12 protein-coding genes are annotated in these 12,243 nt (G+C 73.0%); 7 read left to right on the forward strand and 5 right to left on the reverse strand.

The genetic code is table 11. The features are described from left to right. Positions 1 to 165: 165 nt before the first annotated feature. The gene (locus STRVI_RS26880) at positions 166 to 1,161 is read left to right on the forward strand and encodes an O-antigen ligase family protein (RefSeq protein ID WP_014058783.1); all 996 of its coding nucleotides are present in this window, start codon (positions 166 to 168) and stop codon (positions 1,159 to 1,161) included. A gap of 134 nt (positions 1,162 to 1,295) precedes the next feature. On the opposite strand, the gene STRVI_RS26885 is transcribed toward STRVI_RS26880, so the two are convergent. Together STRVI_RS26885 and STRVI_RS26890 are read right to left on the reverse strand one after the other, a co-directional pair. Next, entirely contained in the window at positions 1,296 to 1,853 is a 558-nt protein-coding gene (locus STRVI_RS26885) for a hypothetical protein (protein WP_014058784.1), read from the reverse strand. A 98-nt stretch (positions 1,854 to 1,951) separates the two neighbouring features. Further along, positions 1,952 to 2,746, reverse strand: a complete 795-nt coding sequence (locus STRVI_RS26890) for a glutamate racemase (RefSeq protein WP_043236589.1) — start codon at positions 2,744 to 2,746, stop codon at positions 1,952 to 1,954. 80 nt (positions 2,747 to 2,826) lie between these two features. On the opposite strand from STRVI_RS26890, the gene STRVI_RS26895 reads away from it, so the two are divergent. Beyond that, complete coding sequence (locus STRVI_RS26895) at positions 2,827 to 4,065, forward strand: glycosyltransferase (protein ID WP_014058786.1); 1,239 nt, start codon at positions 2,827 to 2,829, stop codon at positions 4,063 to 4,065. Positions 4,066 to 4,090: 25 nt separating this feature from the next. On the opposite strand, the gene STRVI_RS26900 is transcribed toward STRVI_RS26895, so the two are convergent. Next, positions 4,091 to 5,497 carry a TerD family protein gene (locus STRVI_RS26900; RefSeq protein ID WP_043236593.1) on the reverse strand — a complete coding sequence of 469 codons (1,407 nt, stop codon included), beginning with the start codon at positions 5,495 to 5,497 and terminating at the stop codon, positions 4,091 to 4,093. A 239-nt stretch (positions 5,498 to 5,736) separates the two neighbouring features. Between STRVI_RS26900 and STRVI_RS26905 the strand changes: the two genes are divergently transcribed. Further along, positions 5,737 to 6,231, forward strand: coding sequence for a DUF6643 family protein (locus STRVI_RS26905; protein ID WP_014058788.1), 495 nt, complete (start codon positions 5,737 to 5,739; stop codon positions 6,229 to 6,231). 439 nt (positions 6,232 to 6,670) lie between these two features. On the opposite strand, the gene STRVI_RS26910 is transcribed toward STRVI_RS26905, so the two are convergent. Then, positions 6,671 to 7,378: a response regulator transcription factor gene (locus STRVI_RS26910; protein WP_043239862.1), complete on the reverse strand. Its 708-nt coding sequence runs from the start codon at positions 7,376 to 7,378 to the stop codon at positions 6,671 to 6,673. 109 nt (positions 7,379 to 7,487) lie between these two features. Next, positions 7,488 to 7,937, reverse strand: a complete 450-nt coding sequence (locus STRVI_RS26915) for a cyclic nucleotide-binding domain-containing protein (protein WP_043236595.1) — start codon at positions 7,935 to 7,937, stop codon at positions 7,488 to 7,490. Between the two features lie 217 nt (positions 7,938 to 8,154). Here STRVI_RS26915 and STRVI_RS26920 point away from each other — a divergent pair, with 217 nt between their 5' ends. The 4 genes from STRVI_RS26920 to STRVI_RS26935 all read left to right on the forward strand — a co-directional run bounded on the left by STRVI_RS26920 (position 8,155) and on the right by STRVI_RS26935 (position 12,206). After that, on the forward strand, positions 8,155 to 8,613 hold the full coding sequence (locus STRVI_RS26920; RefSeq protein WP_014058791.1) for an ATP-binding protein: 459 nt from the start codon (positions 8,155 to 8,157) through the stop codon (positions 8,611 to 8,613). A 79-nt stretch (positions 8,614 to 8,692) separates the two neighbouring features. Next, entirely contained in the window at positions 8,693 to 9,652 is a 960-nt protein-coding gene (locus STRVI_RS26925) for a universal stress protein (RefSeq protein WP_014058792.1), read from the forward strand. A gap of 95 nt (positions 9,653 to 9,747) precedes the next feature. Continuing rightward, complete coding sequence (locus STRVI_RS26930) at positions 9,748 to 11,523, forward strand: GAF domain-containing sensor histidine kinase (protein WP_014058793.1); 1,776 nt, start codon at positions 9,748 to 9,750, stop codon at positions 11,521 to 11,523. Between the two features lie 80 nt (positions 11,524 to 11,603). Beyond that, positions 11,604 to 12,206, forward strand: coding sequence for an Rv1733c family protein (locus STRVI_RS26935; RefSeq protein WP_014058794.1), 603 nt, complete (start codon positions 11,604 to 11,606; stop codon positions 12,204 to 12,206). The last annotated feature ends 37 nt before the right edge of the window (positions 12,207 to 12,243 follow it).

Here is a 12,243-nt window from a genome sequence, read left to right on the forward strand (position 1 = left end):
GTTTCACGACCGACTCATCGTTTCTGCGCACCATATACACATTCCTTACGACAAGCGCTACGGTTTCGGGTGTCATGGCTCGCACGACGGCCGTAAGGCGTGTCGGTGCGGTGCCCGTCACGACGGGGGGTCGACGGGATGACGTCATCAGTGGTGGAGCCTGTCGTGCAGGACCACGGCAGACCGGCCGACGGATGCGCCGGCGCGTCCGATTTCGCGGGGGTCCTGATCCTGGCCGGCTGCGCCGTCTGGGCCCTGATCGCGGCCATGGGGCGGCCGGCCCGCCCCGAGGGGGTGCTGCTGGCGGTGCTGGCGGTGGCCGCCGGTTACGCCTGCGGCCGGATCGCCGGATCGCTGCTGCCGGTCGCCGCGACGGCGGCCGCCGGGCTCGCGGGGTTCGGCCTGGCCTGCGCCTCGCCGTACGGGCTCACCGGCCATGAGGGGGCGGGCGCGGGCCAGCTCACCCTGGCCACGGGCGCGGTCTGCTGTGCGGCCTGGGCCGCCCCGCGGGCCCTCCGCCCGGCGCTGTGGCTGCTGTCGACGGCGATCACGCTGACGGCCTTGGTGGCCGGCTCGACGGCGGGCTCGGTCGCCAGCGGCGCCGTCCTGGTGTGCTCGCTCACCGCCGCCCGGCACCGGCACCGGCTGCCGGCGCTCGCCGCGTGCGCGCTGATCGCGGCGGTCGCGGTCGGCGGCACCTGGGCGGTGGCCAAGGACGCGGTCCCGGGCGGGCTCCCGCCCGCCCTGCGTGCCCATCTCACCGAGCACCGGATCCGGCTGTGGCAGGACGCGGCCCGCATCGGGGAGACGGACCCGCTGCGCGGTGCGGGCCCGGACCGCTTCGGCGAGCTGAGCCCCGCGGCGGCCCAGCCACAGGGCCCGGAGGCCAAGCCCCATTCGGCGCCGCTGCAGCAGGCGGCCGGTCAGGGGCTGCCGGGGGTGGTCCTGCTGGGCGCCGCCTTCGCCTGGATGCTCCACGCCCTGTGGCGCTCCCCGCGCCCGACTCCGGTGGTCCTTACGGCGGCCGCGACGCTCACGGCCCTGGCCGTCGTGTCCTGTCTGGGCAACGCTCTGAGCTTCTCCCAGATCACCGCGGGAGCGGGCCTCCTCGCCGGGCTGGCGACCGCCCGCCTGAACGACGACCCGGGAGCGGTGCCATGAGACCCGGCACGGCGGGAGAGAACGCGCCCTCAGAGGCGTCCGACGGCAGAGAATGCGGGCCCCTGATGGCCGCGGCGGACAACGCGTCCCCCGAAAGACATCCACGTCCCCCGAAAGAGGGGGACGGGGCTCGGCTAGACCTGGGAGGTGCGCGCCGCGATCAGCCGCAGCCGGTCGCGGATGACCCGGACCGCCGCCTCCGCGTCGTCCACCGTGACCGTGAAGACGCGCCCGTCCCCGAGGCGGACCACCACGCCCTCGCCTCGGCGCACCACCACCGCCGTGCCCTTGTCGGGGCGCCAGCGGTAGCCCCAGCCGCCCCACTGGCAGGGGGTGACCTTGCGGGCCACATCGGCGTGGACCACGTCGCTGAGCGGGATGCGGCGGCGCGGGAGCCCCATATGGCCGCAGCGGATCTCCAGCGCCTCGTCGTCGACCCGCACCGCCACATGGACGAAGGCGAGGGTGCCGAAGAGCATCAGCAGCCCGGCGGTGACACAGCCGATGACGGACATCAGCAGCGGGGCGAGGCCCGAGCCCCATGGTGAGTCGACGGCGAGGTCGACACCGAGCGCCAGGCACGCGGCGCCCGCCACGGCCAGCACCCACTGCACACGGTTGTGGGCTCGTCCGGTCCAGACCGCGGGCGGCTGCCCGGGGGCGCTCGGCGTTCCGTGGTCGTGGTGCCTCATGGTTGGCAGCGTACTCAGGTTCCGGCCACACGGCAGCGGGGAGAGTGATTCCGCTGGTGAAGAGCGTTGCGGTCAGCTCACCACACGAGGCGCCGCTGTCAACCGCGCACCGGGGCGACGGGTGCCAGCAGCACTCCTTCGGCATAGGTCAGGGCGACCTCCGGCAAGAGGGCCTCGTGCCCGCTGAGGATGACGGTCAGCCCCCCGGGGGCGACCAGGCCGTCCGGCGGGAAGGGGTCGGCGCCGATCCGGCGCAGGGCCTGGGCGGCGACGGCCCCGGCCGAGCCATGGAGGGCGATCGGCGGCGCGGCCGGCTGCTGCACGGCGGCCCGGATGCGGTCGGCGACCAGTTCGTAATGGGTGCAGCCCAGGACGACGGTCGTTACCTCGCGCGGAGTGCGGGCCGCCGCGGCGGCCACCGCGGCGTCGATCCCCTCGTCGTCGGCGTGCTGCACCGCGTCCGCGAGCCCCGGGCACGGCACCTCGGTCACCTCGACGCCGTCCGCGAAGTCGCGGATCAGTCCGCGCTGGTACGGGCTGCCGGTGGTGGCCGGGGTGGCCCAGATCGCGATCGGCCCTCCCCCGGCCGCCGCGGGCTTGATGGCGGGCACGGTCCCGACGACCGGCAGCACGGGCTCCAGCTCGGCCCGCAGCGCGGGCAGGGCGTGGACGGAGGCGGTGTTGCACGCGACGATCAGCGCGTCGGGGCGGTGCGCGGCGGCGGCCCGGGCGCAGCCCAGGGCGAGCTCGGTGACATCCTCGGGAGTGCGCGGACCCCACGGCATGGTGGCGGGGTCGGAGGAGAGAAGGAGATCGGCGTCCGGCCGCAGTCGGCGCATCGCGGCGGCGGTGGGCAAGAGCCCGATTCCGGAGTCCATAAGCGCGATCTTCACCCGGTCACTTTAATGGATCGGTCCGGTGCGCCCGACGGCCGGGCACACCTTCGGGCAGACTTCGGCGGGTGAGCGCGCTGATGTGGATCGCCGCCGGGTCGTTGGCCGCATGGCTGTGGCTGCTGCTGGGCCAGGGCTTCTTCTGGCGTACGGACGTCCGGCTGCCCCGGAGGGGTCAGGACGGCTCCGGGCCTCCGGAGCCCGCGGCATGGCCCTCGGTGGCCGTCGTGGTGCCCGCCCGGGACGAGTCCGCCGTGCTTCCGGCCAGCCTGCCCTCGCTGCTCGCCCAGGACTATCCGGGGCCGGCGGAGATCTTCCTGATCGACGACGGCAGCTCGGACGGCACCGGAAAGCTCGCCCGTGAACTGGCCGAGGAGTACGGCGGGCTGCCGCTGACCGTCGACTCCCCCGGCGAACCCGGCCCCGGCTGGACCGGCAAGCTGTGGGCGGTGCGGCACGGCATGGCGCTTGCGACGACCCGTATCGCCGCGGACCGTGAGGGCGACGGCGACCGTAAGGACGAGGGCGACCGTAAGGACGACGTCGGCGTCGACTACCTGCTGCTGACGGACGCGGATATCGCGCATGAACCGGACTCCCTGCGGGAGTTGGTGCGCGCGGCCGAGGCGAACGGACTGGATCTGGTCTCCCAGATGGCGCGGCTGCGGGTGGCGACCTGCTGGGAGCGGCTGATCGTGCCCGCCTTCGTCTACTTCTTCGCCCAGCTGTACCCCTTTCGGTGGGTCAACCGGCCCCGGGGGCGCACCGCGGCGGCCGCGGGCGGCTGTGTGCTGCTGCGCCGGGAGGCGGCCGAGCGGGCCGGGATCCCGGAGACGATCCGGCAGTCGGTCATCGACGACGTGGCGCTGGCCCGCACGGTGAAACGGTCCGGCGGGCGGATCTGGCTGGGGCTGGCCGACCGGGTCGACAGCGTGCGGCCGTATCCGCGGCTGGGCGAGCTGTGGCGGATGGTCTCGCGCAGCGCGTACACCCAGCTCCGACACAATCCGGTGCTGTTGCTGATGACGGTCGCGGGGCTGGCGGTGGTGTATCTCGTGCCGCCCGCGGCCGTGGTCGCCGGGGTGCTGACGGAGCTTCCCGCGCTACTGTCGCTGGGCGCCGCCGCCTGGGCCCTGATGACGGGCAGCTACATCCCGATGCTGCGCTACTACCGGCAGACCCTGTGGCTGGCGCCGCTGCTGCCCCTGACGGCCCTTCTCTACCTCCTGATGACCGTGGACTCGGCGGTGCGGCACCACCTCGGACAGGGCGCGGCCTGGAAGGGGCGCACCTACGCCCGCCCCAGCGCCGCGCCCTGACGGCCGCGCCCCGTGCACCGGGTCTTCACTTGCGGCCGGGGGTCCAGTTCATGCCCCAGCCGTAGGCGTGGTCGAGGGTGCGCTGCGGGCTGACGCCGCGCTGCGGCACCAGATAGCGGGCCTCGCGCTGTACGACGAGATCGCTGCCGGTGTTGGTGATGAGCGCGAGCGCGCAGACCGGGGAGGGGACGGTGCACTCGTCGAGCGAGAAGTCGATCGGGGCGCCGAACTGCGGCTGCAGGGTGACCGTCGCGTGGAGATTGGCGAAGCTGCGGGCGCCCTCGTAGATGGTCACGAAGACCAGGATCCGGCGGAACGACCGCAGGTGGTCGAGGTTGACGGTGAGGTTCTCACCGGCCGCGCGGGCACCGGTCCGGTCGTCGGCGTCCAGGTGGATGAAGGGCGGCTGGTGCAGCGAGCCGAACGAGTTGCCGAGCGCCTGGACCACGCCCTTGCTGCCGTCGGAGAGTTCGAACAGCGCCCCCAGGTCGAGATCGAGCTCGTTGTGCATGGCCATGGCCTTGCCCAGCTTGGAGGCCCACCCCGAGAACTGCTTGTGCACCTGCCAGTTGAGGTTGACCCGCATGGTGCCGGAGGTGCCGCCCTGCTTGGTGAGCGAGACCGCGGGCGCCTCCTTGGTCAGGGTGACCTTGCTGAGGCTCACCGGCGCCGTGGCGGGCGCGGGGGCCGGGGTGGCCGGTGCGGTGGGCGGGGGCGGCGGAAGGGGCGTGGAGGCGACGGTGGGCGGCGGAGGCGGGTACGCCCCGGCCGGAGGGCCGGACGGCGGCGCGGGGGCGGCGTACGGGTTCTGCGCGGCCGCGTGCGGGGTCTGCGCCGCGTACGGGTCCTGCCCGGCGTTCGGCGGGGCGGCGGGGGCGGGAACGGGGGCGGCGGGCTGAGCCGGCGTCTGCTGCGGTTCGTCGACGCTGATACCGAAGTCCGCGGCGAGCCCCGCCAGCCCGCTCCCGTACCCCTGGCCCACCGCGCGGAACTTCCAGGCGCCCTGCCTGCGGTACAGCTCGCCGAGGACGAAGGCGGTCTCGACGGTGGCGTCCTCGCTGTCGAAGCGGGCGATCTCCGCGCCGCCCGCCACGTCCAGCACCCGGATGTGCAGACCGGGGACCTGACCGAACGTTCCGCCATCGGCCGAGGCCACGAGGACCACGGTGTCGATGGTGGGCTCCACGCGGGCGAGGTCCACCGAAAGGGTGTCGGTCACGGTGTCACCCGTGGTCCGCTTCCCCTCGTGGCGCACCGCGCCGGAGGAGTGCGCCGCCTGGTTGTAGAACACGAAGTCCCCGTCGGACCTGACCTTTCCGGACATCAGCAGCAACGCCGAGGCGTCCACGTCCGGTGCCCCCGGTCCGGCGCGCCAGCCGAGCTCGATCCGCACCGCGCTTGCCGGTACTGGCGTGTTACCGCCCTTGCGCATCGCCATTTCCGTCCCCCTGCCTCTCTGTTCGCTCGGTCACCGGGCCGCTCGGCCGCCACATACCGCGGACCACCGGTGGCTACCTGCTGAAAACGCGCTCTTTACACGATCTCAACGTACCTTGACGACCGATTTTCCCGGGTTCGCTCGGATTGGGGATCCACGGCCACTCCGAACACTCAAAACAACCCTCCTACCGGACTCCCCAATCAGCACATGGTGGGCTTAACTTATGGTCTATGACCTCCCCCCGCAGCACTTACGGTGGCGGCTACTACTCCTCGCCGTCCTTCCCGGACACCCCCATCTACGACAGCCTTGTCGCCGAGCGGGGCACACCACAGATCGCACCCATCAGGGTGCCGTCCGCCTACGACACCGGAAGTCATCTTCCGGCCCTGCCCTCAGCGCTTCCCGCACTGCCGGCCGCGCCCTCGCCGCAGCCCATGTACCAGGGCTACCAGCAGCAGCCGCAGCCCACCGGGCTGCAGCAGGCGCACGCGCCCTACATCCCGCCGCAGCCGACCGGCCCGCGGGGCTACCCGGGCGCTCAGCAGCCGCAGATGCAGCGCCCCGGCCCGGCCGCGCCGATGGGGTACGAGGCGATGCGCCCGGCCATGACGCGTCCGGCCGCGCCGCGTCCGGCGGCCCCCGCGCCGTCTCCCTACGAGGACCCTTACGGGCGTCAGCAGTACCCGGGCGGCCGGTCGCCGCAGCCGGGAGGCGGCTACTGACACGCGTCGGGAGGTGATGCGACCGGGCCGGCGCCCGGTCGCGGGAAGGATCGGGCCGGATGGGGCATCCCCGTCCGGCCCCTGATTTTTGCGCGGGCCGTCCGGCCTCTGGATTTCCGGGGGCCGGGACGGTCCTGTCTCTCGAGGGGGCCGTTCGGCCCCTCCCCGGCGGCGGAACGCGTCGCGATGCTGGACCGAGCAATTCCGCGAGCCATCTCCATCACGGGGGCGGACCGGGCTCTCACTCCACTGCGGTGAAGGGCATCTCGGCCGGTCCGCCTCGTTCGGTGTGGGGCGCGGGGCCGGCAGGGGAGCCGGTCTCGCGCTCCATGCGAAACGCGCGCCCGGCCACCGTAAGGACGTCATCCGGCCCACCGTAAGGACGTCACCAGGACCACCGTAAGGACGTCATCGGCTCCTGGCCGTACCGCTCACGGGCTCACTGACCCGTTTCGCGCTCCTTGATCCGCTCGGCGATCACCGCGGCCTGAATGCGCCGCCCCACACCCAGCTTGGACAGGATCGCGGAGATGCGGTTCTTGACGGTCTTCTCGGCCAGGAACAGCCGCTCGGCGATCTGCCGGTTGGTCAGCCCGTCGCCGATGAGCTGGAGGATCTCCCGCTCCCGCGGTGACAGGTTCTCCAGCTCCACGGGCCCGCTGGGCGCGGGACCGCGCAGCCGGGCCATCACCCGGGCGGTGGCGCCGGGGTCGAGCATGGAGCGGCCGCCGGCCACGGTACGCACCGCCGACACCAGGTCGGACCCGTTGATCTGCTTGAGCACATAGCCCGCGGCCCCGGCCATGATGGCGTCGAACAGCGCCTCGTCGTCGTCGAAGGACGTCAGCATCAGACAGGCGAGGTCGGGAAGCCGGGCCCGCAACTCCCGGCAGACCTCGATCCCTTCGTGGTCCCCGCCGTCGCCCGAGGAGCCGAGCCGTACGTCGAGCACCGCGACCCGTGGCCGTACGGCGGGGGCGCGGGCGATGGCCTCGCGGGCGTTGGCCGCCTCGCCGACCACCTTCAGGTCGGATTCGGCGTCGAGCAGGTCACGCAGTCCGCGCCGCACCACCTCGTGGTCGTCGAGCAGAAAGACCCTGATGGGGCCGTCGGGGTCGGCTGTCTGGGGCACGGCCTCTCCATCCATGGCGCACGGGTCGCCGGTCGCGATCCGGCTGCCCAGCTTTACGTTCTGCCGCAGGGCGGCGTAAGGGGCCATTCGGCCCCCGGGCCGCTCTCCGCGCCCTCCGGCCCGATCATGGCGAGATCCCGCCCGCGTACGGCCCGTACAGATCCAGCAGCCGGGTGCGGGCGCTCTGCAGCCGGCCCCCGATCACCTGGGCGCAGGCCAGCGCGAGGGCATAGCCGAGCTCCGGGTCCTCGTCGCACAGCCGGCGCACCGCCTCCGCGTTGAACTCGTGTGCGCGCACCGGGCTGAGCGCCTCCGCGCCCAGATGCCAGGTGTCCGGCGGGAAGAGCCAGGACCAGCCGATGAGCTCTCCGGGGCCGAGGGTCTCGATCACCGCGGGCCGCCGCCCCGGGACATGCAGATCGAGGGTGACCGCGCCGGTGCGGATGATCCAGAAGCGATCGGCCTTACGGCCCTCCTCGAAGATGCGGCCACCCGCGGGGAAGGACACATCGTGGGCAAGCGCCATCACCCGCTCACGATGTTCGGTCTTCAGCGCGCTCAGAAGTCCCATCATGACCTCACTCTGCCGTTTCCTCTCCCCCTCGCCCCTCGGCGGTCACTGTGCTCACGAGACGACGAGAGGCAGCGATCCAAAGCGATACGCCGACGATCGGGTATCGCTTAACCCTTACCCATTTCCGGTCACGTTTCCGATATGACACGTCATTCGTGGTCGTGATGACCGATGAGGCCCCACTCCCCGTACCCTCGGCTGTTTCACCGACCCTGCGATGTCGCTCGTACTCGTCACCAAACGGGAGGCACTGGTGCTAGCCGACCCTCGTCGGTCCGCCGATCGAGCCGGAGAACACCTGCTCCACCGCCATTTCACCGCCGACGAGCTGCCCCGGCTGCGGGTGCAGATCGAGGAGTGCGCGGCCTGGGCCGGGCTCTGCGAGGCCCGCCGCGGGGACTTCGTGCTGGCCGTGGACGAGATCGCCAACAACGCCATCGAGCATGCGGGCGGCACCGGCTCCCTGCTGCTGCGGCGGGTCGGCGACGAGTTGGAGTGCCGGATCAGCGACTCCGGGCCCGGCTTCTCCGAGGACGTCATCCCCCGGATCCTGCCGGGGCTGGACGGCGCCACCAGCGGCCGCGGGCTGTGGCTCACCCAGCTGGTCACCGACCGGCTGGTGATCAGCGCGGGGGCGGTGGGCGCCGTGGTGACGCTGACCATGCGGCTGCGCTGAGTGAGCCGCCGGACTCCCTCGGCGACCGCTTCGGCGGGACAATAGGAGGGGTCACACCCATGTGCCGGCAGGAGAGGCGGTGGGCACGGTGAAGCTTCCCGTGGTCGTCGGGGTCGACGGTTCGGACGCCGCCTCGGATGCCCTGGACTGGGCGGCCGAGCTGGCCGGGCGCCGCGGGCTGCCGCTGCGCGTCGTCCATGCCTCTCTGTGGGAGCGGTACGAGGGCTACGTCGCCGGAACGGCCGCCGACCGCCCCGCCGAGCGGCTCCACAGCGAGGCGGTGCTGGCCACCGCGGCCGAGCGGGCCGGGCGGCGGGTGCCCGCCCTGAAGGTGATGACCGACCTGGCGGCCGACGACGCGGTCACCGCCCTGCTGCGCGCCGGGCAGAGCGCCGAGGCGCTGGTGGTCGGCTCGCGCGGCCGCGGTGAGTTCGCCTCCCTGCTGCTCGGCTCGGTCGGACTGGGCATCGCGGCCCGCGCCCAGTGCCCGGTGGTCGTGGTGCGCGGCCGCCCGGAGAACGTGCACGGCGGGATGAACCGGGTGGTGGTGGGGATCGCCGAGCGCGAGCGCCCGAGCGAGCGGGAGCCCGCGCCGCCGTCGGCCGCCGTCGCGTTCGCGCTGCGCGAGGCGCGGCTGCGCGGCGGGGAACTGGAGGCGGTGCACGCATGGCGCTGCGCGGGCCCCGATGACCACGGAACGCGCGAGACCCATGGAGCACACGAGAACCACAGGACACGCGAGAACCACGGAGGACACGAGAACCACGGAGCGCGCGAGGATCACGCGCGGCGCGCCGCCGAGCTCCTGGACGAGACGCTGGGCGGCGCCACGGCGGCCGGACTGCCGCCGGTGCCGGTGGCGCACCGCCCGGTCGAGGGCTCGGCGCGCAAGGCGCTGCTGGACGCCTCCGCCCACGCCGATCTGCTGGTGGTGGGGGCCCGGCGGCGGCAGGGGCATTTCGGCATGCAGCTCGGGCTTGTCAACCACGCCGTACTGCATCACGCCAAGTGCCCGGTGGCCGTGGTGCCGGTTTCCTAGGCTCCCGTCCCTCAGCGGCTCCTGACCCTGGCCGAGTTCCTTCCATCCCCGCCACCACCGGCCCCCGCCCCGGCTACCCTGCTGGTGAGAGGCTCATGGGGGGCGGTGGCCAGGTGTCGGGCAGTGCGGATCAGGGACGCCATCCGGCCCTCCCCCAACTCCGGCTCGACCAGCTTCTCGATGAGCTCCAGGCGCGGCTGGACGCCGCCCGGTCCACCCAGGACCGGATGCACAACCTCCTGGAGGCCGTGCTCAGCGTGGGCCGCGAGCTGGATCTGGAGCAGGTGCTGCGCCGGATCGTGGAGTCCGCGGTGGTGCTGGCCGACGCGGAATACGGCGCGCTGGGCGTGATCGACCGGCATCGGCTCTCGCAGTTCCTGCCGGTGGGCATATCCGAGGAACGGGCGCACCGCATCGGCCCGTTGCCCAGTGGTCACGGACTGCTCGGCGAGCTGATCCGCCACCCCCAGTCGCTGCGGCTCACCGATCTGTCGGAGCATCCGGCGAGCTACGGCTTCCCCGAGCACCATCCGCCGATGCGCTCGTTCCTTGGCGTGCCGATCCGGGTCCGTGACGAGGTCTTCGGAAATCTCTATCTGACCGAGAAGCGCGGCGGCGCCCAGTTCGACGCCGATGACGAGGCGGTGCTGACCACCCTGTCGGTCGCCGCCGGGGTGGCCATCGACAACGCCCGGCTGTACCACGAGAGCCGGCGCCGCGAGCAGTGGCTGGAGGCGCTCGGCGTCATCACCCGTACGCTGCTGGCGGGCACCGCGGCGGGCGAGGCGCTGAGCCTGATCGCCCGGCTCGCCCTGCAGGTGGCCCTCGCCGACTCGGCGGCGATCCTGCTCCCGGCCACGGGCACCGACTCCCTGATGGTCGAGGTGGCCGAGGGGCATGACGCGGAGGCCATCGGCGGGCTCATGGTGCCGTCCGACGGCTCGCTGGCCGGGCTCGCCGCCCGCACCGGACGCCCCGCGGTGGCATCGGACGTACGGGTGGACTCCCGGGCACGGTCCTGGCCGCTGTCGGCTCCGGAGAGCGAGTTCGGGCCGGTGGTGGCCGTCCCGCTGGTCGCGGGCGCGCGGGCGTCCGGTGCGCTGCGGCTGTGCCGGCTCGCCGGGCGGCAGCCCTTCGACGACCATGAGGTGGAGCTGCTCTCGGGGTTCGCGGCGCAGGCGGCGCTCGCGCTGGAACTGGCCCGGCACCGCGCCGAGTCCGAGCACATGGCGCTGCTCCAGGACCGTGACCGGATCGCCCGGGACCTCCATGATCTGGCCATTCAGCGGCTCTTCGCGACCGGTCTCACCCTGCAGAGCGCGGGCCGGCTGATCGAACGCCCGGAGGCGGCCGAACGGGTGGGGCGGGCTGTGGACGACCTGGACGAGACCATCAAGATCATCCGTTCCACCATCTTCGCCCTGCGCACGGTCGGGGACGACGGCGGCGAACCCGCCACGCTGCGGCGCCGGCTGGTCAAGGCCGTCCGGTCGGCCTCCGACACCCTGGGCTTCGCACCGTCGCTGCTGATGGACGGCCCGGTGGACACCGATGTGCCGGACACGACCGGCGACCATGTGCTGGCGGTGCTCGCCGAGGCGCTCAGCAACACCGTGCGGCACGCCCATGCCCAGCGGGTGGAGGTGCGGCTGACCGTCGGCGCCGACATCACCTTGGTGGTCGCGGACAACGGGGTGGGCATCGGGGGCGCCGCCCCCAGCGGGGGGCTGGTCAACATGCGGTCAAGGGCCCAACTCCTGGGCGGCACATTGGACATCGAGGCGCCCGAGGCGGGCGGCACCCGGCTGGTCTGGTGTGTCCCTCTGAACCGCCGACGGCCCGCCGGAACGGCGAAAGGGCTGGCCCCGTGATATTGCTCTCTCTTCACCGAATCCGCGCATATCCGGCCCGCCATGCGGTACCCACGAGTGGGGAAGGGGGTATGTGATCCATGCGAATGATCTGGGGGCTGTGGCGCTGGCGGCGTAATCCGCTGCGCCGTAAGACCGACATCGTGGAGGCGTGCGCGGCGATGATCGCCGCGGCGCTCATCCTGCTCGTCGCCCCCGCCGCCGGCTGGGCATCGGGGTCCTTGGCGCACGGGGCGCTGGTGAGGGCCGCGCACGAACAGCGGGCCGAGCGCCATCCGCTCTCGGCCACCGTGCTGAAGGTGCTGCCGCATCCGCCCATCGACTCCGATCCCGAGACCGCTTCCGCGAGAGACGCGCACCGCCGCGTCCTCGCGCGCTGGACGGGGCCGGACGGCAGCAGACACCAGGGCACGCTCGGGGCCCACCCCGGCGCCGACCCCGGTGAGCGGTTCCGGATCTGGACCGACGACCACGGCCGCCCGGTGGGCCGGCCGTTGGACACCGCGACGGCCGCCACCCACGCCGTGCTGGCCGGGATCGGCGCGGCCGGGGCGACGGCGGTCCTGGTGGACGGCGCCCGGCGGCTGGTCGTATGGCGGCTCATGCGACGGCGCTATACACAGTGGGACATCGCCTGGGAGCGAGCCGGCCAGGACTGGGGCCGGGCGGACGCCGACAGCTAGCCCCTTCGAGTGGGCCGTTGGCCCCTGCGAGTGGGCA

The sequence above is a fragment of the Streptomyces violaceusniger Tu 4113 genome, from assembly GCF_000147815.2.
In the GTDB taxonomy this organism is placed as follows: domain Bacteria; phylum Actinomycetota; class Actinomycetes; order Streptomycetales; family Streptomycetaceae; genus Streptomyces; species Streptomyces violaceusniger_A.